This window comes from Nesterenkonia suensis, from assembly GCF_054782935.1.
Genome location: NZ_BAAGRN010000009.1, coordinates 287,119 through 310,835, shown reverse-complemented (window position 1 = coordinate 310,835; position 23,717 = coordinate 287,119). Strand labels below are relative to the sequence as shown.

Below are 23,717 nucleotides of genomic sequence, written 5' to 3'. Positions count from 1 at the left end.
ATTCAGGCCCGACCCAGCAGCTCCAGATAGTGGTGATTGCCCGCCGCCACGGCTTTCCGTACATTCGACACGGCCGCGTAGGTGCGCCCCAGGTCGCGGGCAATCTGAGCCAGAGGGATATCATCCCGCATGGCGTACTCGACATCCGGGCCGGTCCATGGGGAGGTGTGCTGCCGCGCTGTCCGACGAGACTGGTCATTGCGCGCCGCGAGGAATGACCTCATCGCTGCGGCACATGGCTCACAGTCACAGCCTGCCTGGTAGGTCTCGGTGCGGCCGTGCTCGTACTTGTCGGGGTCGAAGCCGTCCAGCCGGCGGACCCGCTCGGCACGCTTATACTCACGTCGCGCCTCCACGCACACCTCACATCGGCACTTATGCCAGGACCATCCGCTCGGCGTGCCGTGTGGGATCTGTGTCGGGTGCGCCGCGTGGCCGTCGTGCTCGACCCCCATACGGTGCATCGCCAGACGGATACGCTCCTCCAGATAGCCCAGACGCTCACCAATCTCAGCCTTCGTCATCTGGTGAATCTCATCCCCCAGCGAGAGGATCGCCTCCTCCACCTCGCGGGCGTCCTTGCGCTTCGACAGCCGGACCATCATCGCCTCTGCTGGGGCTTGGCCAGCCGGTAGACGCGGGAGCGGTCCACCCCGAGGGCGTCGGCTATGGCCTGTGAGCCCGCCCCTTGGTCGAGCGCGGCCTTCACCACCACCGCCCTCTCGGAGACCTTCTCGGCGACCTCCTGCTCAGCGGCGGCGACCGCCTCGTGAGCCGCGATCACCTCATCGATCAGTCGGTCATCTGTGCCGGACATGGTCACCCCTCCTCGGTGGCGTGGACCTCGACGGCCGTCCAGAATCCTTCGGTGTCGACGGTCTGCACGAAGCCCTGCAGCTCTTCGCTGTACTCGTGGGTGGCGTCGGCGATCGCGTCGAGGTTGTACTCTGCGGCCGCGTCCTTCACCGGGGATCCGGCGGCTTCGATGGCCTGGGTGATGTGGGTGATGACGTCTGCGCGTGTGGTGTGCATGGTACTCAGCCTCTCGGTGGTCTCAGTCCTGGGTGCAGTAGCAGTGGGCGATCTCGCAGGTCTCGATCTCGTCGCCTCCAACAGCGGCGGCGAATGCCGCACCCTCGGGAGTGCGGTGGGCCTCGTATGCGTGGAAGACGTCCATCTCGGCGGTGGCGGTCTCCCAGAGGTCGGTGGCGATGCCCTCTCGGCGGCGGTCGGTGTCGACCTCGATCTGTGCGACTTCCTGGGTGTCGGTGGTGACGTAGAGGGAGCCGATGGCCTTGCCCTCGTCGGTGGCCTCCCAGATGTGGGTGATGTTGTCGCCCTCGCTGTAGCGGCCTGTCCGGTAGGTGATTGTGTAGGTCATGGCTTCCTCCTTTGCTGTGATTCCAGTATGACACATGTGTCATACGGATGCAAGGGGGGGACATGAGTAGACCCCCGACCCTGGCCAGCGTGAGGGGGACGCTGTATCGGCCAGACCCGGGGGGGTCCGAATCACTCGCACCTTGATGAGGTAGAGCCAGTCTATGGTCCACCCCTGACAAGAACCCTGCGACGTGCTGGCCGTCAGCTGGGAGCGTGTGGGCGTCGCCCACAGTCCGCCTCGGAACCTGGGGCAACGCCGCCTAATACTCCCCAGGGATCGGCGTCATTCCGGGCCGGAGGGGCGTAACAATCGCGTCAGATCGGGTTCGAATCCCACGCGCTCCGCTCTCCCGCAGGCCCCTGACCAGGGATTTCTGGTCAGGGACCTGTCCCGTGCGAACGGCAGGCGCTGTCGGCGGGCATGAGAAGACCCCCCGGGTCTGGCCAGCGTGAGAGAGACGCTGCGTCGGCCAGACCCGGGACCCGCGTTCGCCGCGCTGTTCCTCTTTCAGGGACAGAAACCGCTACTGACGCGATTCACCAGGAGGTTCGATCCCTGGAACACGGACAGCAAGGCACACCGACCGGCGGTGGTGACGGCGCCCGAGGCGAACGCAGCCCGCATCAGCGTGCTCCCTGTGCCGTGGCGTCCCGCAGCCGGATGAGGGACTCGTGCACGTCCCCCGGAACGATGTTCACCCAAAGCGTCTGGGGGCGGTTCTCGATCATGGCGATCATCGCGTCGCAGAGTTCTTCGACCGGCCGCGCGTCAGCCGTGGACTGGAGCATCGTGGCTGCACGGTGATTCGCCTGCAAGGAACCGGCTCGTGCGTCGACCTGTGCCGCCGCCTGGTCGCGCGAACTCACCAGCCACAGCTCCAGGAATCGGGCACCTGCCTGGGCAGCCACGTCCTCGAGTTCGTCGATGAACTCCTCGCGCTGAAGGAACTGGGGAAGGATCACGTCATGCCCCACGGACACATGGGTCTCGCATATGACCAGTCCGTACCCACCCGGCACCCAGGGCCCGGCCGGGCGTCCTGGCCCGCAGTCGGCCACGCCGGTCGCCTCCTGCTGGCAGACTGGTGTCCCAGCAGCCGGACGGCCCGGCACGATCGAGGGAGGGGACGATGTCAGACACACCGCATGATCCGCGCCGGTCCGGGGACCCCGAAGAGTTCGGCTCCGGGCCCCGCTATCCCTCTGCCCATGAGCCGGCCCGTTACGACCCCTCACCCTATGAGGCAGGCCCTCGTGACTCCTCGGTCCACAGCCACAGCACCGGACACGGGCAGCCGCCGCACTACCCCGCGCCCCATGGTCCGCACGCCGACTGGCATCAGCACGGGATTCCCGCCGGATACGGAGCCCAGACCGGCTACGGAGCCCCCACCGGCTACGGGCCGGGGCAGCCCACCTGGGGCGGTGCGCCCGGCCCCGCCCCGGCGCCCCCACAGCCCACCGGCCTCGGCGTCGCGGCGTTGGTCTTCGGCATCATCGCTCTGCTGCTCAGCTTCATCCCCGTGCTGGGGCTGGTCAGCCTTCTGCTGGGCCCGCTCGCGGTCATCCTCGGCATCCTGGCCGTCGTCCGCCGTCACGGGCGGGGTCTCGGCACCGCCGGGATCATCACCGGCGGACTGGGCACCGTGATCGCGATCGCGATGCTGGTGCTCACGGGACTGGCCTACACGACCTTCATGGACGAAGTGGATCGCATGCAGGAGGAGATCCAGCAACCGCTTCAGGAGGACGTCGAAGGTCCCGGCGAGGCGCCGGCCGATGATGACGCCGGCGAGCTCGGCGACGACGGAGCCACCCCGGAGGACCTCGGCGACATCGGGGATCTGGGTGACATCCCCCAGGAGGAGCTCGACGAGGCGCTCCGGGAATGGGAGCAGCGGATCGAGGACGGCGACGTGGACGATTGGCGCGAACTCGCCGACCAGTGGGAGGGCCAGATCGACGAGGAGGAGCTCCAGCGGATCCAGGAGGAGCTCGGGCAGCGTCTGGAGGATCTCACCGAACAGTTCTCCGACCGGTGACCCAGCAGGCCCGGCCAGTCTCCCGAGCGAGCTGACCGCTCGCACAGGGACTGAGCGCAGGCCCCGTTCACCGGACCCCGTTCACCAGGCCCCTCAGCCCTGGTCCTTGAACACCACCAGGAACTTGTGGGCTTCGTCCTTGGTGAGCGGCGAGTGGTCGGCCAGCAGCGTGGCGGCCTCATCCACGTGGTCGTCGCGCAGCAGCGCATAGAGCTGATCGTGGACCCAGGGCTCGAGGTCCTCGTGGGAGAGGGTGATCTTCTCGTCTCCCCGCTGGACCTCCAGATGGAAACCGGCCGGCTCCTGTTCCTGCTCCGCCCAGTCCTCCGGGATGGTCAGCTCGTCGTCGAGGGAGAAACCGGACTCCTCCATCAGGCGGCGGGCCTTCTGATCCACGTCGTCCTCGGCGGAGTCCTCGCCCCCAGCGGTGGCCCCGGGGCCAGGTTCGTCGGAGGACGGATCCTCCGGCGAGGCCGCGGAGACGCCCTCCCTGGGTCGGTCGCTGGGGATGTCCGGCACGCCCTCACGGTTCTCGCCGAGGATCTTCCCGGTCTCCGGGTCGGCCTCGGCGATCGGGCGCCCGTGGTCCTCGGCATCGGCATCGGCATCCGCGCGGACACCGTCGATGACGTCCTCCACGTATTCGCCGTCCTCGGCGCTCGGCGCAGACCCGGCCGGGGAGGCGGAGGAGGCCGCGGCGGCCGGACCCTCGTCGGGCTGGACGTCTGCCGTGCCGCCGTCGAGCTCATCCTGCAGCTGCAGCTCGGTGGGGGACGCCTGCGGATAGCGGTGCAGCGCCTGCACGGCGATGATGCAGTCCTTCACCGGGGCTCCGGTGGCCTGCTTGAACAGCGCCAGGGCGCGCTGACCATCCTCGGCCGCGATGGCCCGATACACCTCCCGGTGCTGCTCATCGGTCAGCAGTTTGGCCGCCATCCGGGCGTTCTCCGGCGTGACGGCTTCCTCGATCCGCTTGTTCAGGCGCTGTCCCTGCCGCTGGAGGAGCAGCCGGATCCCCAAGAACAGCAGAACGGCCATTGCGATTGCTGCGAGAAACTCCACACCGCCAGTCTAGGTCAGTCACCTGGACGGTGTCTCCGGGGTCACCCCTCCGACCGGTCCGGCTCCGCACCGCCCGGACCCGACCCAGGTGCCACGCGGCGGGACGGAGCTGGCCTACGATGAACGGGTGAGCATCGATCTTTCCGCCTCCTTCAAGGCCTACGACGTCCGCGGTCTCGTCGGCGAGACCATCACCGAAGACTCCGTCCGGGCGGTGGGCGCCGCCTTCGTGGACGTGCTGGGACTCGCCGGGAGTCGGGTGCTGGTGGGCGGGGACATGCGCCCCTCCTCCGAGGCCTTTGCGGCCGCCTTCACCGAAGGCGCCCGAACCCGGGGAGCCGACGTCGTGCAACTGGGCCTGATCTCCACGGACATGCTCTACTTCGCCTCCGGCAGCCTGCAGGCCCCGGGGGTGGTCTTCACCGCCTCCCACAATCCGGCGGCCTACAACGGGATGAAGATGTCGCGTGCCGGTGCGGTGCCGCTGTCCGCCGACACGGGACTGACCGAGATCCGTGACGCCGCCCAGGCGTACCTGGACGCCGCCGGGTGCGCCGGGGTGGCGATCCCGACCGCCGGGCCGATCGGTTCCGTGGAATCGGCCGACCAGCTGACCTGCTACGCGGAGTACCTGCGCTCCCTGGTGGACCTCTCCGGCATCCGGCCGTTGAAGGTCGTCGTCGACGCCGCCAACGGCATGGCCGGACTGACCACGCCCGCCGTGCTGGGCGACCAGATTCTGCCGGCGCTGCCGCTGGAGATCGTGCCGCTGTACTTCGAGCTCGACGGGACCTTCCCGAACCACCCGGCGAACCCGCTGGAATCGGAGAACCTGCGGGACCTGCAGGCCGCCGTGCAGCAGCACGGGGCCGACATCGGACTGGCCTTCGACGGCGACGCCGACCGGTGCTTCGTCATCGACGAGCACGGCGAGCCGGTCTCCCCCTCGGCGGTGACGGCACTGGTGGCGCGCCGGGAGATCGCCCGGACCCGGGCCGCCGGCGAGCAGACCCCGGTGATCATCCACAACCTGATCACCTCCCGGGCGGTGCCGGAGCTGGTGGAGTCCGAAGGCGGCCGAGCGGTGGAGACCCGAGTGGGGCATTCCTTCATCAAGGCAGTCATGGCCGCCGAGCAGGCCGTCTTCGGCGGGGAGCACTCCGCTCACTACTACTTCCGCGATTTCTTCAACGCAGACACCGGGATGTTGGCGGCGATGCACGTGCTCGCCGCACTGGGACAGCAGGAGCTGCCGCTCTCCGAGCTGGCCGCCGAATACAACCCCTATGTGGCCTCCGGAGAGATCAACTCCGCGGTCGAAGACAAGCAGGCCGCCGCCGACCGCGTGCTCGCCGCATTCGCCGACCGGGACGTCGTCGTCTCCCACATGGACGGCCTGACGGTCCGCGCCGAGGACGGCACCTGGTGGTTCAACCTGCGCCCCTCGAACACGGAGCCTTTCCTGCGCTACAACGGGGAGGCGCACAGCGCCGAGACGATGGAGGCCGTGCGTGACGAGGTGCTCGCGATCGTCCGCGGCTGAGCCGGTGGCGTCCCGCCCGCTCCCGGGTCACGCCGCGTGACTCAGCCACCTCCGAGGTGCCCCTCACGATTCATGGACCCCGTCGACAGTGGGGTGCGGAGTCTCAGGAATCTGGACGGGACGGATCGGTGCGACCGGCGGATCAGCGCAGGGCACCGGCGAGATCACACGCGGGTCAGCAGCCCCTGGCGGTCCAGCCAGTCGAACCAGAGGTCGATCCACGCGTCGACGGCGGTTCCCGTCACCCGGGCGCCGAAGCCGTGCAGTGCCCCGGGATAGATGTGCCCCTCCACCGCCGCACCGGCGGTCCGCCAGGTGCTGATCAGCTCCAGCACGTCGGCGGCACAGAGCGGATCATGCACGTCCACCACGGTGAACAGGTCCGGCAGGCCCGGCTCCACCTCGAAGCCGGCCTCCGGCAGACGGCCCCCGTAGATGCAGGACAGAGAGTCCGGCCGCTGCTGCGGGTCTTCGGCCGCGACGGCGGCGGAGACCGCATAGGCCCCGGCCGAGAACCCGATCGCGCTCACCCGGTCGGCATCCACACCCCATTCCCCGGCCCGACGCCGGATCAGCGCGAGCGCGTCCTCGACGTCGTCGACGGCCAACCGCTGGTGCCCGCTGCGGGTGTCCACCACGTCGGAGACCTCGTCCGGGGAGAAGGCGCTGGCCAGATGCGTCCCGAAGTCCTCCAGGGTCTCCCCGGTATGCCCGAGCCGATACTTCAGCACGAAGGCGGCCACCCCGCGTTCGCGCAGCAGGTGCGCGACGTCGGCGCCCTCGCTGTCCATGGACAGCTTCAGGAACGCGCCGCCTGGTGCGATCAGCACGGCCGCACCGGTGGCCGCACCCGGCTCCGGAAGGTACGGGATCAGCGTCGGGCGGGTGACGTTGCGCAGTCGGTAACCGCCGTCGTTGCGCCGCAGCGCCTCCTCACGGTCCGGGACGGCGTCCGCGGGACGCAACGGGATCTCCGGACCACTGGCGCCCAGCAGCGTGGGCTCGGTGATGATGAACGCCTGGGCGAACTGACGGGCCAGCTCCTCGTGGCTGGGCTCGGCCGGCACCACCCCGACGGACTGGTCCAGCATCTGCTCAGCTGCCTGCTCGGGCGTCTGGTCCGGCATGTCGCCCCCTCACATCCTCGCCTCGGTGATCGCCTGATCCTGCGGCCGGGTGATCACCCCTGACTCTCCTCGACCTTACATGGCCCGTGTCACGCCCGGGCGGTCTTCGCCGTGGACCGCTTCAGCAGCCACAGCAGGTAGGGAGGCCCGATGACGGCCACCACCAGGCCCGCCGGCAGCTGGCCCGGGGCGATGACCGTGCGTCCGAAGGTGTCGGAGAGCGAGACCAGCGCGGCGCCGAGCATCGCCGAGATCGGCAGGAACCAGCGGTGCTCACGGCCCACCAGCATGCGGGCCAGATGCGGAGCGGCCAGGCCGACGAAGCTGATCACCCCGACGGCGATCACTGCCACCGCCGCCAGCAGCACCGCGATGATCAGCGCGACACCGCGGACCACCGGCAGCGAGACGCCCAGGATCCGCGGAGTGATGTCATCGATGCCGGCCAGGTCCAGCTCCCGCCGCAGCACCAGCAGCACCGGCACGGTGAGCACCAGCACCAACAGCATCGGCCCCAGGTCCCGCCAGGCGGCGCCGAAGGTCGAGCCGCCGAGCCAGGAGATCGCCATCGCCTGGTTGTGCGGATGTGTGGTGGCGATCAGCAGCTGGGTGATCGCCTGGGCGGCGGTCATCACCCCGATGCCCACCAGCACCACCGTCTCCGGAGCGCTGGTGCGCGAGCTGGCCAGGGAGAAGACGATCAGCCCCGCCAGAGTCGCGCCCGCGGCCGCCCCTGCCGACATGGTCCATGCTGAGGAGGCGGGCAGCACGATCAGCGCGATGACCGCACCCGCCCCGCCGGAGGCCGCCACACCCAGGATGCCGGGTTCGGCCAGCGGATTCCGCGTCACGGTCTGCACCAGCCCGCCCGCCACCGCCAGCACTGCACCGGCCAGCAGCGCGGCCGCCACCCGCGGGGCCCGGAAGTCCAGAGCGATCTCGATCGCCCGCGGCGCCTGCCCCTGCATCCACAGCACCAGGTCTCCGGTGCGCAGCCACCAGTCGCCCAGCAGCATCCCTGCGGCCGTCAGTCCCAGCAGCAGCACCAGTACGACGGCGGCGACCGTCACCCGACGGGACAGCCGCACCCCGGAGGGCAGCCCCATCGCGGCGATCTCCTGACTGCCGCCGCCGCTGCGCATGCGCAGCGCGATCACCACCAGGAACACGGCTCCGATCAGCGAGGTCACCACGCCGGTGGGGATGCCGACCGCCAGGTTGAGATCTGTGAAGCCGAAGATCCCGCCCAGGAAGATCCCCCGCACCCCCACGTCGGCGCCGATCACGATGAGCGCGCCGAGCAGCCCGGATCCCGCCATGGCCCAGCCGAAGCGGCCGAAACGGATCACCCGGGCGGACAGCAGCCGCACGATCGCCGGGGCGCACAGCCCCACGAAACCCAACGGGCCCACCATCGTCACCGCGGAGGAAGCCAGGGCCACCGAACAGACCAGCAGCCCGGCGCGCACCAGACCGACGCGCACGCCCATCGACTGGGCGGTGTCGCTGCCTAAGGAGAGCACGTCGGTGGCCCGGGACAGCAGCACCAGCACCGCCAGGGCCACCAGCACGACCGGCAGCAGGCGCAGCACCGCCCCCATCCCGGAGAGGTTCAGGGTGCCTGAACCCCACAGGAACAGCCCCTGGGTGGACTGGGCGTGGATCATCAGCAGCGCCGAGGTCACCGAGGCCAACCCCATGGCCACCACAGTGCCGGCCAGCACCAGACGGATGGGCGCGGACTCGGAGAAGCCGGTCAGCGCCAGCACCAGTCCCGCGGCGGCGAAGCCCCCGACGAAGGCCAGGGCCGCAGAGCTCAGCAGCGGCAGCGAGAGCCCGAAGGCCGCCGCCGTGGTCAGCGCCAGGTGCGCCCCGGCGTTGACGGCCAGCGTGTCCGGGGACGCCAGCGGGTTGCGGGTCATCGCCTGCAGCGCGCAGCCGGCGATACCCAGCACCACGCCCACCACGAGACCGCCCACCAGCCGTGGCAGGCGGGAGTCCAGGGCGATGGCGGTCAGCTGGGCGTCCTGGCCGGTGAAGACGGCGGACAGCAGGTCCCGGGCGCTGACCCCGGAGGTGCCCTGGGTCAGGTGCACCGCGGAGAGCAGCACCAGAAGCCCCAGCCCCACCACCAGGGTGAGCAGCACCAGGGAGCGGGCCTTCGCGGGGGTGGTGCGCTCGGCGGCGGCGCTGGTGCGCACCGCCAGAGCGTCCTTCTGCAGGGTCACAGGTGTCCGCCGTCGTCTCGTCTCAGTCGTCGCCGAAGCCGCGCTCAGGCGTCGTCGGCGACGGTCTCGGCGAGCTGCTCGGTCCACTGCATTGCCGAGCCGGGACCGCCGTAGAGCCAGGTGCGCTCGATGACGTGCATGCGGTCGTGCTCCACGAAGCCCAGCGAGTTCCAGGTGGAGTTGTCCTCCAGCGGAACGAAGGGGTCCTCCGGCTCGGTGGAGGCGGTCCACCAGAAGAACTCGGTGTCCTCCGGCAGGGCCGTCAGCCCTTCGGTGTCGATGACGCTGATCGCCCATTCCTCGTCACCGGCCTCCTCCCAGGCGGGGGTCAGGCCGATCTCCTCACCCACCGCGCTGACCATGGCTCCGGGACCATGGAGGCGGAAGGTGGCGGTGTTGCCCTCCACGGACGGGTACGTGACCACGTAGGGGGTACCCGCGGCCCCTGCCTCGGCGAGGCGGTCTCGGGCGTCGTCGAGGGTCTGCTCATAGTCGGCCCAGATCTGGTCGGCCTCGTCCTCGGCGCCGAGCAGCTCGGCGGTCTCGAAGAAGGTGCGCTCCATGTGACCCAGCGGGTCGGAGGCATCGGCGGGCTCCTGGAGCACCACCGGGGCGATCTGCTCGAGGTCTTCGAGCATGCCGTCGGGCACGGAGCCCTCGGTCCCGAGGATCAGGTCCGGGTCGGCCTGGCCGATGGCCTCGATGCTGGGCTCCTGGCGGGTGCCGACGTCGACGATGTCCTCGTCGATCTCGGCGGCGGAGGTCCAGTCCCGGTAGCCCTCGAGGTCGGCCGCGCCGACGTGGTTGCCGCCGAGCACCTCGACGTTCTCGGTCTGCGCCCACTCCAGGGTGACGACCCGTTGTGCGGAGTCGCCGGAGTCGGCGTCGTCGACGTCGGTGGTGCCGCAGGCGGTCAGCGCCAGCGAGCCGAGGGCCGCCAGGGAGAGCAGCCGGCGTGTGGAGCGGGTGTCGGTGAGGGTCATGGGTGTCCTTCCGGAACGGTGAGGGGTCAGGATGCTTGGGGGCGACGCCCGCGGCCGGTCCGGGCACTGTGATGCGGCCCGGACGAGGGGCGCGGGAGGTTCTGGGCGGGTCAGGCCGGAATGGGCAGGCCCTGCGCGGTGGGGATGTCGGCACCGGCCCGTCCGTCGCGCCCGGCCTGTCCGCCCCGGCCGGCGCGCTGGGCACGGACTGCGAGGCCGCCGTCGGGCAGGGGCGCGGTGTGGATCGGGACTCCGTAGACCTGGCTGAGCCGTTCGGAGGTCATCACCTGCGGCGGAGGTCCGGCGGCGACGACGGCACCCTCCTGAAGCAGGACGACGTGGTCGGCGATGTCGGCGGCCTGCTCGAGGTCGTGGAGCACGACGCCGACGGTGAGCCGGTGCACGTCGGCCAGGTCGCGGATGAGGTCCAGCAGGTCCATCTGGTGCTTCAGGTCCAGGAAGGTGGTGGGCTCGTCGAGCAGCAGCACATCGGTCTGCTGGGCCAGGCAGGTGGCGAGCCAGACCCGCTGGAGTTGTCCGCCGGAGAGCTCGGTGACCGGCCGGTGGGCGAGCTCTGCGAGTCCGGCGAGCGCCAGCGCCCGGTCCACCGCCTCCGCTCCTGCGGGGTCGGCGCGGCGGAAGCGTCCCCGGTGAGGGTGGCGGCCGAGCTCGACCACTTCGGCCACGGTGAGCCCAGTGGGGGTGGGCCGCTGCTGGGCGAGGATGGTGAGCCGCTGGGCGAAGCTGCGCGGCGAGAAGCGGGTGATGTCGACGTCGTCGAGGGCCACCTCGCCCTCCGCCTCGGCCAACCGGCACATGCCGCGCAGCAGGGTGGTCTTGCCGCTGCCGTTGGGGCCGATCAGCGCGGTGACGCCTCCGGGGACGAGGGCGACGTCGACGCCGTGGACGATCCGCCGGGCACCGTAGGAGACGGACACGCCGGTCCCGCGGAGGGAGGTGCTGGGCTTCTGCGCGGGGCTCCGCTGCACGGGATCATTTTGCACATCTGCATCTTACTCAATGAAGCATAGGGTGGCCTAACATGTCTGCTCGGTGCGGCTGCGGACGACGGGCACGCGGGACCACCATGGGGCTTCCGGACTGGGGATCCGGCACCAGCTCGGAGTCCAAAGAGAACACCTCGGAGACGGTGGCCGGGGTGAGGACCTCATGCGGCTCACCGGCGGCGAAGATCTCCCCCTGCCGCATCACCACCAGGTGATCCGCATAGCGGGCCGCCTGGTTCAGGTCATGCAGGACCGCCACGACCGAGCACCCCTGGTCCCGGATGTCCTGGCACAAGTGAAGGACCTCCACCTGGTGGGCGATGTCCAAGGCTGAGGTCGGCTCGTCCAGCAGCACCAGATCGGTGTCCTGGGCCAGCACCATGGCGATCCATGCGCGCTGCAGCTGCCCTCCCGAGAGATCCTCGGCCCGGGACGGACCCAGATCTGTGATCCCGGTGGCCAGCATGACCTGTTCGATGACGTCGTCGTCTCCCGGCAGCCATTGGCGCAGCGGCGAGTGATAGGGATGCCGACCGCGGGCCACCAGGGAGCGCACCGTGATGCCGTCCGGCACCACCGGCGACTGCGGCAGCAGCCCGATGCGGCGGGCCAGCTCCCGACTGCGCCACCGGGTCAGCGGGACTCCGTCGAGCTCCACCGTGCCGCGCTGCGGCCGGATGGTACGGGCCAGGGCCTTCAGCAGTGTGGACTTGCCACAGCCGTTGGGGCCGATGATGGCCGTGAACCGCCCCTGCGGGACGGTGAAGTCCAGCCCGTCGAGCACCGGTCCCGTCCCGTAGCCGACGGTGACTCCGCGGGCGCGGAGTGCCGCGGCTCTGCTGAGCTGATCAGGCACTGGCCTTCCTCCATTCGTGGATGAGCAGATATCCCAAGTACACACCGCCGAGCCCGGCGGTGACGATGCCCACGGGGAGCCCGTCGAAGGCCGGCAGCTGCTGGACGAGCAGGTCTGCGGAGACCATGATCAGCGCACCGATGGCGGCAGAGGCCGCCAGGTTCGCCCCGGACCGACGGGTGAGCCGCCGGGCGATATGCGGTGCGGTCAGCGCGACGAAGGCGATCGGCCCCGCCACGGCGACGGCGGCGGCGGCCAGCAGGACCGCCAGGATGATGGCCGCCGTCCTGACCCGCACGGCCCTGACCCCCAGGGAGTCGGCGAGGTCGTCTCCCAGGTCCATCAGGCTGAGCCGGTGGCTCAGCAGCATCACCAACGGCCCCAGGACCAGCAGGGCGGCACTGATGAGCCCGGCGTGCTGGAACGTGCGCGTGCCCAGCGAGCCCACCAGATAGGCGGCCAGCTGATGGGCGCTGTCCCGCAGTCCGACCGCCACCACATACTGGGTGATCGCATGCGCCATGGCCGAGACCCCGATCCCGGTGACGATCACCCGTGCCGGAGAGGAGAACCCGTGCCCGGTGGCCTGGTGCACCAGCACCGCCGCGGCTCCGGCGCCGAGCACGGCACCCAGCATGGCGGGAGCCTGGCCCGGCCACCAGAGCGTGGCCAGCGCGACGCCGGCGCCGGCCCCCGCCCCCAGGCCGATCACGTCCGGGCTGCCGAGGGGATTGCGGGTCACGGTCTGGAACAGCGCCCCGGCGAGTCCCAGGGCGACGCCCACTCCCACCGCGACGATCACCCGCGGGCCCCGGAGCCGCTCCAGCACGAACGCCGCCGCGGAGTCCGCCTCGACACCCTCGGCACCGCGCAGGTGGTCGAGCACCGCCGCGGGCCAGCTGCCCTGAGCGCCCATGCCGAGGGTGAGGACCACCAGCGCCAGCACCAGCACCCAGATCAGCACCGTGATCACGGCCGCGCGCCGATCCAGGGGCAGGGCGACGGCGGTTCCGATCCGGAGCACCGTCACAGCCGCACCTTTCCGCGGCGCACGGCGAGGAGCAGCAGCGGCGCACCGATGAAGGCGGTGAGCATGCCGACCATCAGTTCCTCCGGCCGCAGGATCACCCGCGCCACCACATCCGAGGCGACCAGCAGCGCCGCACCGACCAGCACGGAGACCGTGGCCTGCAGGCGCACGTCGCTGCCGACGATCCCGCGGACCAGATGCGGGACGGCCAGCCCCACGAAGGCCACCGGCCCGATGGCGGCGGTCGCCGCCGCCGCCAGCAGCGTCACCGCGGCGACGGTGCCGAGGCGCAGCCAGCCGACCCGGACCCCCAGCGACACGGCGACCCCCTCCCCCAGGGCGAGCGTGTTCAGTCCGGAGACCAGCATCGCGGAGAGCAGGGCGCCCAGCAGCAGCATCGGCGCCAGGTCGGTCAGGGTCTCCAGCCGAGCCCCGGCCAGGGAGCCGACCACCCAGTGGCGATAGGAGTCGAAAGTGTCCGGCCGCAGCAGGATCATGGCCTGCACATAGGCGCCGAGCACTGCTGAGACCACCGCCCCGGCGAGGATCAGCGGGACCACGGAGCCGCCCCGTGCCCGGGCGCCGATCAGCTGGACCACCGCGACCGCCAGCACGGCACCCGGCACGGCGGTCCACGCCGCGGCCACCCCGGAGACGGGGCCGACGACGGCGACCACGGTCACCATCGAGGCCGACGCGCCCATGGTGATGCCCAGCAGGCCGGGCTCGGCCAACGGATTGCGAGTCAGCGCCTGGATCAGCACCCCGGACAGGGCCAGCGCCGCTCCGACCACCGCCCCGACGACGGTGCGCGGGATCCGGGCAGCCACCACGGCCTGCAGATGCTCCTCGCCGGCACCGTGCAGGGCTTCCCAGACCTGTCCCCACGGGGCCGGGCGGGACCCGTAGGCGATGCTCGCCGCGCAGGCCAGGGCCAGCACCAGCAGAGCCAGCAGATGGATGAGGAGGATCCTCGCCGGTGCTGACCGGCGCTGCGGCGCGGTCCTCGACCGCGACGGCCCTCTCGCCGGGAGGGCGGGGGCCGGCGCGGTCTCATCCGGGGCCGGCGTCGAGACGCGGCGGGGCGCCTCAGTCCTCACTGGCGGCGATGGCCTCTTCGATCAGCGGCTCGTAGCGGTCGATGACCCACGGCACGGTCAGCGGGTTGATGATCGAGGAGGCGGTGACCAGGGAGGTGTCCGTGGGGGCGACCACCGCGCCGTCGTCAATGGCGGGGATGGAGGCGTAGAGATCCTGGGCCTCGATCTCGGCGCGGTTCTCCTCATCGCTGTAGAAGGTGAAGATGAGGTCGGAGTCGGCCAGCATGTCGGCATTCTCCAGACCGATCATCGCTGAGTCGGTGCCCTCGACCTTGTACTCGTCGAGCTCCTCCACGATCGGGTCGACGGTCAGCCCCAGGTGGCGGACCATCGCGACGCGCTGCTCATCCGGGAACATGACGCCGAGGGTGCCCGGGCCGTCGTTGTAGATGAAGGAGAAGGTGTGCTCCTCCCACTCGGGGCGGGCCGCCTCGGCGAAGGTGTCCTCGACCTCGTCGATCAGCTCCTGGGCCTGGTCGCCTCGGCCGAGCGCGGTGGAGACCATCTCGATCTGCTGCTCCCAGGTGATCGTCCACGGCTCCTCCGGGTAGGCCACTGTGGGGGCGATGTCGGAGAGCACCTCGTACTGCTCGTCGGTGATCCCGGACCAGGGCGCGAGGATCACATCGGGGTCGAGCTCCAGGATGGCCTCGACGTCGAGCTCGGTGCCTCCGGTGAAGAGCTCGGGCAGCTCCTCACCACGGTCTTCGACCGCCTCATGGATCCAGGGGAGGTAGCCGGTCTCGTCGGCGCCCCAGGCGTACTCCTCCATCCCGACCGGGGTGACGCCCAGAGCGATCGCGGACTCCGCCGACCCCTGCCCGAGGGTGACCACGCGTTCGGGCTGACCGTCGATCTCTGCTGTGCCGAATGCGTGCTCCACGGTGCTGATCTCGCCGTCGCCTGCGGCGTCCGGCGAGTCCGGGGAGGTGGCGGTGGCACCGTCTCCGCAGGCGGCCAGGGCGAGCAGGGCCGTCAGGGCGAGACTGCCGGTGGTGGCGCGGGACAGTCGTGACATGTGTCTCCATTCGGTCGGCAGGGCGGGGTGCACCCGCCCGCAAGGCTTCATTTACATCACGTGTTCATGATGTATTCAGGCACACCTTACCTCTATGCGACGGGAACTCCAGAGCATCACCGCAGGATGAGAGGCAGATCACCCCGTCGCTGGCCGATCAGCGGTTCAGCCCCCGCGCGCCCACGGTCCACCGATCCACGACCTCGCCTCCGCGCACCACGGTCACCTCGTCGACCAGGTTCACCGCCATACAGACATGGTTGGGGATGACGGAGACCCGCTCCCCCAGCGCCGGCAGCTGCTGACCTTCGGGCCAGGCCACCGTCGCGTGGTGCTCGGAGAGCGCGGTGATCCGCGCCTGAGGGTGCCCCATGATCCGGCCGTGTCCGGTGGTCCAGGCCGGGCGGTCTCCACCGAGGACCTTGCTGCCCGCATCCAGGATGATCCGCCGGGGCACACCATCGGCGCCGGTCTCGTGACGACTGACCACAGTGGCCGCCACAGTCAGCGCGATGTCCTCCCAGCCGCAGCGGCCGAGCTCCAGCTGCTGGGCGTCGCCGAAGACGTAGACACCGGGCCGCACCTCGGTCACACCTCCGTCCTCGGTCAGCAGCGCCGACGGGGTGGAGCCGCCGCTGAGCCGGGTCACCGCGAACCCCGCGGCCGTGAGCAGCTCCGCGGCCTCGACCAGGGTCTGATGCTCCTGCGCGGCGGCTTCCGCCGGCCTCCCGGGCGCGTAGCTGTGCCCGGGGAAGGAGAAGACCCCCGTCACCTGGAGCCCGGCCTGAGCGGCGGCACGGGCGACGTCGACCGCTCCCTGGGGTGCCACGCCGCTGCGGTGGTGCCCGCTGTCCAGCTCGACGAGCACCTCGATACGGCGAGCCGCCTCCCTAAGGTGGGCCGCCAGGGCACGAGCACCGTCTGCTGAGTCCGTCCCGATGGTCAGACGTGCCGTCGCACTGAGCTCACGGAGCCGCCGACCCCGCGCGGGAGTGGTCCACAGCGGATAGGCGATGAAGAGGTCCTCGACCCCCTGGGCCGCGAAGTGCTCGGCCTCGCCGACAGTGGCGACCGTCAACCCACAGGCCCCGGCCGCCAGCTGCAGCCTGGCGACCTCGGCCATCTTGTGGGTCTTGGCATGGGGGCGGAGCCTCAGCCCGCGGGACCGCATGGCCTCGGCCATGCGGGTGACGTTCTTCCCGAGGACATCCCGGTCGACGAGGATCTCCGGGGTCTCAACCTCGGGCGGGACGACTGAGTGGACCATCCGACTCCTTCAGGGCAGTGGCGGACCGGTGCTTGCAGACACCAGGAGGGCCGACCCTGCCCAGGCTACGACGCCTCACTGGGAGGCGCTCACATCGGCAGGTGCCCCGGCGACGACGCGTCACCAGGGCACCTGCCGATACCAGATCGCCACGCGCGCGTCGCCACGCGCGGCCGCGGTCAGGCGCCGACCCGGTCGCGCAGCTGCTGCAGCTCCGCCAGGATGGACTCCGGCAGAGACTCCCCGAAGCGATCGAACCACTGCTCGATGTCGGCCAGTTCGGCAGTCCATTCCTGCTGGTCCACCCTCAACGCGTCGTGGAGATCCTCGGCGCTGATGTCCAGGCCGGTGGTGTCCAGCGCCTCCGGCGTGGGGGTGTACCCGATCGGGGTCTCCACGGCCTCGCCGCGGCCTTCGATGCGCCCCACCACCCACTTGAGCACGCGGGAGTTCTCCGCGAAGCCGGGCCAGGCGAAGCCGCCGTCGCGGTTCCGCCGAAACCAGTTGACCAGGAAGATCTTGGGCAACTTCTCCTCGTCGGCTTTTCCGGAGACCCGCACCCAGTGGTTGAGGTAGTCGCCGGCGTCATAGCCGATGAACGGCAGCATCGCCATCGGGTCACGACGCACCTGGCCGACCGCACCTTCGGCGGCGGCGGTGGTCTCCGAGGAGAGCGTCGCACCGAAGAAGATGCCGTGGTTCCAGTCCCGGGACTCGGTGACCAGCGGCACAGTGGTCTTGCGACGGCCGCCGAAGAGGATGGCGTCCAGCTTCACGCCGTCCGGGGAGTAGTACTCCTCGGCAAGCATGTCGGTCTGGTCGATCGGCGTGCAGAACCGGGCGTTGGGGTGGGCCGCCGGCCTGTCCGCATCCGGGGTCCACTCGTTGCCCTGCCAGTCGATCAGGTGCGAGGGTGACTCCTCCGTCATGCCCTCCCACCAGACGCCGCCGTCGTCGGTGAGCGCGCAGTTGGTGAAGATGGAGTTGCCCTTGGCGATGGCGCGCATCGCATTGGCGTTGGTGTGCCACCCGGTGCCGGGAGCCACGCCAAAGTAGCCGGCCTCCGGATTGACCACCCGGAACTCGCCATCCTTACCGGGACGGATCCAGGTGATGTCGTCCCCGAGGGTCTCGGCGGTCCAGCCCTCCAGCGTGGGGTCGATCAGCGCGAGGTTGGTCTTGCCGCAGGCCGAGGGGAAGGCCCCCGAGATGAAGTAGCTGCGGCCCTCGGGGCTGGTGAGCTTGAGGATGAGCATGTGCTCGGCCAGCCAGCCTTCGTCCCGGGCCATGGCCGAGGCGATGCGCAGCGCGTAGCACTTCTTGCCCAGCAGGGCGTTGCCGCCGTAGCCGGAGCCGTAGGACCAGATCTCCCGGGTCTCCGGGAAGTGGACGATGTACTTCTCTTCATTGCAGGGCCACGGGACGTCCTGCTGACCCGGCGCCAAGGGGGCGCCCACCGAGTGCACGGCGGGCACGAAGAACGCGTCGAGCTCCTCCATGCGGCGCAGCACGTCGGTGCCGATGCGGGCCATGATCCGCATCGAAGCGACCACGTAGGCGGAATCGGTGACCTCCACGCCGAACTTGGGGTCCTCGGCGTCGAGCGGGCCCATGACGAACGGGATCACGTACATGGTCCGGCCGCGCATGGCGCCGTCGAACACTCCGGCCAGCGTGGACCGCATCTCGGCGGGGTCCACCCAGTTGTTGGTGAAGCCGGCGTCGCGCTCGTTCTCCGAACAGATGAAGGTGCGGGACTCCACGCGGGCGACGTCCGCGGGGTCGGAGAAGGCCGCGAAAGAGTTCGGAAAGTCAGGGCTGGTCAGCCGAGTCAGGGTTCCGGCCTGGACGAGCTCATCGGTCAGCTGGCCATATTCCGCATCGCTGCCGTCCACCCAGTGAATCCGATCCGGCGTGGTCAGTTCTGCGATGTCGCTGACGAACTGGATCAGCTTCTCGTGTGTCGTGGGGGCATCCGCCTGGATGTCCTCCGCACCGGGCGCCTTTGCAACGGTGTCGACCATCGTTTCCCTCCATTGGGTTCCTGAAGTGCACAGTCCGCTCAATCGCACTCCTGCGTGCGGCGACGACGGCGGACATCGTGCGTCGACGGTGACGCGCGCCGGACGGTGTTCACATCATCGTGGACACCGAGCCCGTCGAGGCCTTGAGGGACCGGGTACCTTCCACTGTACTGGCCGGGGATCGCTGTGACGCCAAGGAAGTCCACATAGTGGGAGCTCCCGAGGTATTGAAGCGATTTTCGTGAGGAATACCACCTCTGGGCCCACAATTTTGCCCCGAGTCGAGAGCGCGTGTATAGTCTTTCTGGTCGAGATCGCGACAGCGAGATCGGCGGACAACAGAACATGCGCCTATAGCTCAGCTGGATAGAGCGTCGGTCTACGGAACCGAAGGTCTGGGGTTCGAATCCCTATGGGCGCACCGAAGAGATGAAGCCCCGCAACGGTGACCCGCTGCGGGGCTTCGTCGCGTCCGGGGCGACTGCGGCGACCCCCGACCGTCCACCAGGGCACCGACTCGGACCTGGACGACGGCCGAGCCTGCACAGCAGGGGTCGACGGCGACACGATCCCCGCCACCGCCACCGATCTGGAGCCACCTGGATGGCAGGGCGTTCAGCTCCGCGCCCCGGAGGACACCTCCTCCGCAGCAGCTCCGGTCCATGCGGAGCCCCTCGTCTCACGAGCGTTCCCCCGAAGCCATCTCCCCGGCCTCCGGCCGCGCCGGCCCCGGCGGGCGATCTGCACCACGACATCACGCCTGCCCCACCACATCTGCTGGGGCAGAGGTGATTCTGGTGTGCACAACGCCGGTGTGCACAACGCCGGTGTGCACAACGCCGGTGTGCACAACGCCGGTGTGCACAACGCCGGTGTGCAGAGCGACGCCGCCTCGCCGCCGAGACTCGGACGGAACCCGCAGCAGCGGACCGGGCGAGCCCCCGCCGAGCCTGCCCGTTGCGTTCACAGAAAAACACAGATAAAGTCTGGTCAATCCCACTGAACGTGGGTAGAATCACAGTCACAGCCGGAATCGAACCCAGAGTTGCTGTGGTCCACCTCATGGGCAGCACCCACCAGGATCGGAGGACACGATGCCCCTGCTCGCCCCCGAGCGGCACGAACGGATCCTGGCCCACCTGCGCGTCCACGGCACAGTGACCGTCCAGCAGATCGCCGAGGACCTCTCGGTGACCCGAGAGACCGTCCGGCGCGACCTCGACCAGCTCGAGTCCGCAGGCTCCCTGCGCCGGGTCCACGGCGGTGCAGTCCCCGCCTCCCCCTCGTCCCGTACCGAGACCTCCTGGCGGGACCGCCGCTCCAGCCACGCCGAGCAGAAGCAGGCCATCGCCCGCGCCGCGCTCGAGCTGCTGCCTCCCACCGACACCGGATCCCTGCTGATGGACGCAGGAACCTCCACCGAGGCCCTGGCCGACCTCCTCGCCGAGGAGGCGCGCGACGCCGAGACCGCCGGCACCCGGGTGCTGATCACCAACGCGGTGCCCATCGCCCAGAAGCTCAGCGACGTCGCCGCCGTCGACGTCGAGATCCTCGGCGGCCAGGTCCGCGGACTCACCGGCGCCGTCGTCGGAGACCAGGCTCTGGACACGCTGTCCCGCCGGCGGGCCGACGTGGCCTACCTGGGCACCAACGGCGTGGACGCCACCTTCGGCCTCTCCACCCCCGACGCCGCCGAAGCGGCCATGAAGTCCGCCTTCATCCAGGCCGCCCGCACCACCGTGCTGCTCGCCGACTCCTCCAAGCTCGGCCGCTCCACCCTCGTCCGCTTCGCCGCACTGAAGGAGATCTCCGTGCTCATCACCGATGCCGAGCCCGACCCCACCCTCGCCGAGGCTCTCGAGGCCGCCGAAGTGGAGGTCATCGTGGCGGTGCCGCGATGATCATCACCCTCACCCCCAACCCCAGCCTCGACAAGACCGTGGAGCTGGACGCCCCGCTGGCACCCGGGGCCGTCCAGCGTGCGGTGCGCACCACTGCGGAGCCCGGCGGCAAGGGCGTCAACATCTCCCGCGCCCTGGTCGCCGCCGGTCAGCAGACCCTCGCCGTGCTCCCCGGCGATGCGGCCGACCCGGTGCTGACCGCACTCACCGACCTGGACGTGCCCCACCGCGGGCTCCCGCTCGGCGAGGCGCTGCGCACCAACATCACCATCACGGACCCGGTCGGCACCACCACCAAGATCAACGAGCCCGGCCCCACCTTCGACACCGCACGGACCGAACAGCTGCTCGCCCTGGCCGTCGAGGCCGCCGACGGCGCCACCTGGGCCGCGCTGGCCGGCTCACTGCCCCCGGGCTTCCCCACCGACTTCTACGCCCAGGCCATCAGCGCCTTCCGTGACGCCTGCCCCGGCAGCCGTCCCCGGATCGCTCTGGACTCCTCCGGCCCGGCGCTGGCTGCCGCCGTCGCCGCCGAGCCCGAGCTGATCAAGCCCAACGGCGAGGAGCTGCTGGAGCTGCTCACACTGCTGACCGGTGAGGAACCGCTCTTCACCGACGGCACCCCGATGAGCCCTGGGGAGCTCGAGCGCCGCCCCGACGAGGTGCTTCGCCTGGTCCGCCTCGCGCAGGACCACGGCGTCCGCGCAGCCCTGGTCACTCTCGGCGCCCACGGGGCGATGCTCGTCCCGGAAGCCCCCGAGGCCGACGTGCTGCGCGCCTGGGGCCCGGCGCTGGTGGCACGTTCCACTGTCGGCGCCGGGGACGCCTCTCTGGCCGGCTTCCTGCTGGCCGACCAGCTCGACCGCAGCACCGCAGACTCACTCCGCCAGGCCGCGGCCCAAGGTCGCGCCGCCGCGGCCCTCCCCGGATCGGTCATGCCGAGCCCGGACGACCTCGACCTCGACACTGTCGTCGTGGAACCCCACCCGAGCTGACCCGTACAAACCCCGACGATCACGGAACACCGCACAGAACTGTGAGGCCCACGCCATGAACAGCATCATCACCCCGGAGCTCGTCAGCCTCGACGAACTCCATCCCACCCAGAAGCGGGACGTCATCGAGTCCCTGGCCTCCCGCATCCAGCAGGCAGACCGCACCACCACGGCGGAGACGCTGGTCGCCGACGCCTGGGCACGCGAGGAGAAGTCCGCCACCGGCATGCCCGGCGGCGTCGCCATCCCGCACTGCCGCACCGGCGCCGTCCAGGAGGCCACCTTGGCCTTCGCCCGTCTGGCCGAGCCGGTGGACTTCGGCTCCAAGGACGGACCCGCCGACCTGGTGTTCTTCATCGCCGCCCCCGACGGCGCCGACAAGGCCCACCTGAAGATCCTCGCCGCCCTGGCCCGCTCGCTGGTGAAGAAGGAGTTCGTCACCGCGCTGCGCTCCGCCGACGACGAGCAGGCCGTGGTCGACCTGGTCACCGAAGCCGTCGCTCCGGCGGTGGCCGAGCTCGAAGGCGCCGCGCAGACCCCCACCGAGCCGACCGACGCCCCGGCCGCACCCCCGGCGGGACCCTCGGCCGGGACCCGCCGGCTGGTCGCGGTGACCGCCTGCCCCACCGGCATCGCCCACACCTATATGGCCGCCGACGCGATCAAACAGGCGGCCCAGGACAAAGGCGTCGAGATCCACGTGGAGACCCAGGGTTCGGCCGGGGCCACCGCTCTGCCTGCCGACGTCGTCGCCGGCGCCGACGCCGTGATCTTCGCCGTCGACGTCGACGTCCGGGACAAGGCACGCTTCGCCGGGAAACCCGTGATCCACGTGCCGGTCAAACGCGGCATCGACGAGCCTGACGTCCTGGTGGACCGTGCCCTGGCCGCCATCGACGACCCCTCCGCGCCCCGGGTCTCCGCCGAGGAGTCCGAGGAGGGCTCCGGTGACGGCGGCGCCGAGGAGAGCTTCGGCAAGAAGACCCAGCGTGTGCTGATGACCGGTGTCTCCTACATGATCCCGTTCGTCGCCGCCGGTGGTCTGCTCATCGCCCTGGGCTTCCTGCTCGGCGGCTATGACATCACTGAAGTCGCCGAGGACGTGGCCCTGGGCAACACCCTGTTCAACCTGCCCGACGGCGGACTGCTCACCTACCTGGGTGCGGTCGCCTTCACCATCGGCGCGACCTCCATGGGCTTCCTGGTCCCCGCCCTGGCCGGCTACATCGCCTTCGGCATGGCCGACCGGCCCGGCATCGCCCCCGGCTTCACCGCCGGCATGGTCGCCGTCACCATGGACGCCGGGTTCATCGGCGGCATCGTCGGCGGCGTGCTCGCCGGCGCCGTCGCGGCCGGCTTCCGCCGCCTGGACGTCCCCCGCTGGCTCGCCGGCCTGATGCCGGTGGTGATCATCCCGCTGATCGCCACGATCGTGTCCTCGGGCCTGATGTTCCTGCTGCTGGGCGGTCCGATCGCCCGCCTGACCGCTTCCCTCGAGGGGTGGCTCTCCGGGATGACCGGCACCGCCGCCGTCGTGCTCGGCATCGTGCTGGGGCTGATGATGTGCATCGACCTCGGCGGACCGATCAACAAGGTCGCCTACTCCTTCGCCGTGGCCGGGCTGGCCGCCGGATCGATCACCGACAACCCGGGTCCGCTGATGATCATGGCCGCCGTCATGGCCGCCGGCATGGTCCCGCCGCTGGGCATGGCCCTGGCCACCTTCATCGACCGTCGGCTCTTCACCGTCGCCGAGCGGGAGAACGGCAAGACCGCCGTGCTGCTGGGCGCAGCGTTCATCTCCGAAGGTGCGATCCCCTTCGCCGCGGCCGACCCGCTGCGCGTGCTCCCCTCCGCGATGGCCGGCGGTGCCGTCACCGGCGCACTGACCATGGCGTTCAGTGTCACCTCGCAGGCCCCGCACGGCGGCGCGTTCGTGTTCTTCGCAATCGACTCCTTCATCCTGTTCGTGCTGGCCGTGCTCGCCGGTGCGGTGGTCACCGCCGTCGTCGTCATCGCCCTGAAGCGGTGGACCCGGCGCACCCAGCCGGGTGCACCCGCCGCCGTCGAACCCGCACCGGTGACCGCCTGACCCCCAGGCCCCTGGCCTGAACGGTCACTCCCCGGTGACCATCACCTGATCCCGCGATG

Annotated in this window: 21 protein-coding genes and 1 tRNA gene; 6 read left to right on the top strand and 16 right to left on the bottom strand. The window is 70.4% G+C overall.

The genetic code is table 11. The features are described from left to right. Positions 1 to 2 precede the first annotated feature (2 nt). The 5 genes from ACYVKI_RS10060 to ACYVKI_RS10040 all read right to left on the bottom strand — a co-directional run bounded on the left by ACYVKI_RS10060 (position 3) and on the right by ACYVKI_RS10040 (position 2,346). The gene (locus tag ACYVKI_RS10060; RefSeq protein ID WP_460690208.1) at positions 3 to 605 is read right to left on the bottom strand and encodes a hypothetical protein; all 603 of its coding nucleotides are present in this window, start codon (positions 603 to 605) and stop codon (positions 3 to 5) included. After that, positions 602 to 817: a helix-turn-helix domain-containing protein gene (locus tag ACYVKI_RS10055; protein ID WP_460690207.1), complete on the bottom strand. Its 216-nt coding sequence runs from the start codon at positions 815 to 817 to the stop codon at positions 602 to 604. Before ACYVKI_RS10055 ends, ACYVKI_RS10060 begins: the two co-directional genes overlap by 4 nt. Before the next feature lie 2 nt (positions 818 to 819). Then, entirely contained in the window at positions 820 to 1,032 is a 213-nt protein-coding gene (locus ACYVKI_RS10050) for a hypothetical protein (RefSeq protein WP_460690206.1), read from the bottom strand. A 22-nt stretch (positions 1,033 to 1,054) separates the two neighbouring features. Continuing rightward, complete coding sequence (locus tag ACYVKI_RS10045) at positions 1,055 to 1,381, bottom strand: GNAT family N-acetyltransferase (RefSeq protein WP_460690205.1); 327 nt, start codon at positions 1,379 to 1,381, stop codon at positions 1,055 to 1,057. Between the two features lie 626 nt (positions 1,382 to 2,007). Continuing rightward, positions 2,008 to 2,346 carry a hypothetical protein gene (locus ACYVKI_RS10040; RefSeq protein ID WP_460690204.1) on the bottom strand — a complete coding sequence of 113 codons (339 nt, stop codon included), beginning with the start codon at positions 2,344 to 2,346 and terminating at the stop codon, positions 2,008 to 2,010. A 167-nt stretch (positions 2,347 to 2,513) separates the two neighbouring features. Here ACYVKI_RS10040 and ACYVKI_RS10035 point away from each other — a divergent pair, with 167 nt between their 5' ends. Continuing rightward, positions 2,514 to 3,425 (top strand): DUF4190 domain-containing protein, encoded by a 912-nt coding sequence (locus ACYVKI_RS10035; RefSeq protein WP_460690203.1) that lies wholly within the window; start codon positions 2,514 to 2,516, stop codon positions 3,423 to 3,425. Positions 3,426 to 3,518: 93 nt separating this feature from the next. On the opposite strand, the gene ACYVKI_RS10030 is transcribed toward ACYVKI_RS10035, so the two are convergent. Continuing rightward, on the bottom strand, positions 3,519 to 4,487 hold the full coding sequence (locus tag ACYVKI_RS10030; RefSeq protein ID WP_460690202.1) for a hypothetical protein: 969 nt from the start codon (positions 4,485 to 4,487) through the stop codon (positions 3,519 to 3,521). Between the two features lie 109 nt (positions 4,488 to 4,596). Between ACYVKI_RS10030 and ACYVKI_RS10025 the strand changes: the two genes are divergently transcribed. After that, entirely contained in the window at positions 4,597 to 6,030 is a 1,434-nt protein-coding gene (locus ACYVKI_RS10025; protein WP_460690526.1) for a phosphomannomutase/phosphoglucomutase, read from the top strand. A 164-nt stretch (positions 6,031 to 6,194) separates the two neighbouring features. On the opposite strand, the gene ACYVKI_RS10020 is transcribed toward ACYVKI_RS10025, so the two are convergent. From ACYVKI_RS10020 to ACYVKI_RS09975, 10 genes are all read right to left on the bottom strand, one after another. Next, positions 6,195 to 7,157 carry an alpha/beta hydrolase gene (locus tag ACYVKI_RS10020; RefSeq protein WP_460690201.1) on the bottom strand — a complete coding sequence of 321 codons (963 nt, stop codon included), beginning with the start codon at positions 7,155 to 7,157 and terminating at the stop codon, positions 6,195 to 6,197. An 89-nt stretch (positions 7,158 to 7,246) separates the two neighbouring features. After that, positions 7,247 to 9,385: an iron ABC transporter permease gene (locus tag ACYVKI_RS10015; protein ID WP_460690200.1), complete on the bottom strand. Its 2,139-nt coding sequence runs from the start codon at positions 9,383 to 9,385 to the stop codon at positions 7,247 to 7,249. Positions 9,386 to 9,429: 44 nt separating this feature from the next. Then, positions 9,430 to 10,368 (bottom strand): ABC transporter substrate-binding protein, encoded by a 939-nt coding sequence (locus tag ACYVKI_RS10010; RefSeq protein ID WP_460690199.1) that lies wholly within the window; start codon positions 10,366 to 10,368, stop codon positions 9,430 to 9,432. A gap of 110 nt (positions 10,369 to 10,478) precedes the next feature. Then, entirely contained in the window at positions 10,479 to 11,372 is an 894-nt protein-coding gene (locus ACYVKI_RS10005) for an ABC transporter ATP-binding protein (RefSeq protein ID WP_460690198.1), read from the bottom strand. Between the two features lie 13 nt (positions 11,373 to 11,385). Beyond that, positions 11,386 to 12,231 (bottom strand): ABC transporter ATP-binding protein, encoded by an 846-nt coding sequence (locus ACYVKI_RS10000; RefSeq protein WP_460690197.1) that lies wholly within the window; start codon positions 12,229 to 12,231, stop codon positions 11,386 to 11,388. After that, positions 12,224 to 13,261, bottom strand: a complete 1,038-nt coding sequence (locus ACYVKI_RS09995; protein WP_460690196.1) for a FecCD family ABC transporter permease — start codon at positions 13,259 to 13,261, stop codon at positions 12,224 to 12,226. The genes ACYVKI_RS10000 and ACYVKI_RS09995 overlap by 8 nt, the downstream gene beginning before the upstream one ends. Continuing rightward, positions 13,258 to 14,361: a FecCD family ABC transporter permease gene (locus tag ACYVKI_RS09990; protein WP_460690195.1), complete on the bottom strand. Its 1,104-nt coding sequence runs from the start codon at positions 14,359 to 14,361 to the stop codon at positions 13,258 to 13,260. The genes ACYVKI_RS09995 and ACYVKI_RS09990 overlap by 4 nt, the downstream gene beginning before the upstream one ends. After that, complete coding sequence (locus tag ACYVKI_RS09985; RefSeq protein ID WP_460690194.1) at positions 14,351 to 15,379, bottom strand: iron-siderophore ABC transporter substrate-binding protein; 1,029 nt, start codon at positions 15,377 to 15,379, stop codon at positions 14,351 to 14,353. Before ACYVKI_RS09985 ends, ACYVKI_RS09990 begins: the two co-directional genes overlap by 11 nt. Positions 15,380 to 15,536: 157 nt before the next feature. Further along, complete coding sequence (locus ACYVKI_RS09980; RefSeq protein WP_460690193.1) at positions 15,537 to 16,646, bottom strand: D-TA family PLP-dependent enzyme; 1,110 nt, start codon at positions 16,644 to 16,646, stop codon at positions 15,537 to 15,539. Positions 16,647 to 16,825: 179 nt separating this feature from the next. Continuing rightward, positions 16,826 to 18,670, bottom strand: coding sequence for a phosphoenolpyruvate carboxykinase (GTP) (locus tag ACYVKI_RS09975; protein WP_460690192.1), 1,845 nt, complete (start codon positions 18,668 to 18,670; stop codon positions 16,826 to 16,828). Positions 18,671 to 19,017: 347 nt separating this feature from the next. Here ACYVKI_RS09975 and ACYVKI_RS09970 point away from each other — a divergent pair. The 4 genes from ACYVKI_RS09970 (at position 19,018) to ACYVKI_RS09955 (ending at position 23,658) form a co-directional block, all read left to right on the top strand. Then, positions 19,018 to 19,091, top strand: a tRNA-Arg gene (locus ACYVKI_RS09970). Positions 19,092 to 19,764: 673 nt separating this feature from the next. Further along, entirely contained in the window at positions 19,765 to 20,571 is an 807-nt protein-coding gene (locus tag ACYVKI_RS09965; protein ID WP_460690191.1) for a DeoR/GlpR family DNA-binding transcription regulator, read from the top strand. Then, positions 20,568 to 21,566, top strand: coding sequence for a 1-phosphofructokinase family hexose kinase (locus ACYVKI_RS09960; protein WP_460690190.1), 999 nt, complete (start codon positions 20,568 to 20,570; stop codon positions 21,564 to 21,566). Before ACYVKI_RS09965 ends, ACYVKI_RS09960 begins: the two co-directional genes overlap by 4 nt. 55 nt (positions 21,567 to 21,621) lie before the next feature. Continuing rightward, a complete protein-coding gene (locus tag ACYVKI_RS09955; RefSeq protein ID WP_460690189.1) occupies positions 21,622 to 23,658 on the top strand; it encodes a PTS fructose transporter subunit IIABC in 2,037 nt (678 codons plus the stop codon). Positions 23,659 to 23,717: the final 59 nt, after the last annotated feature.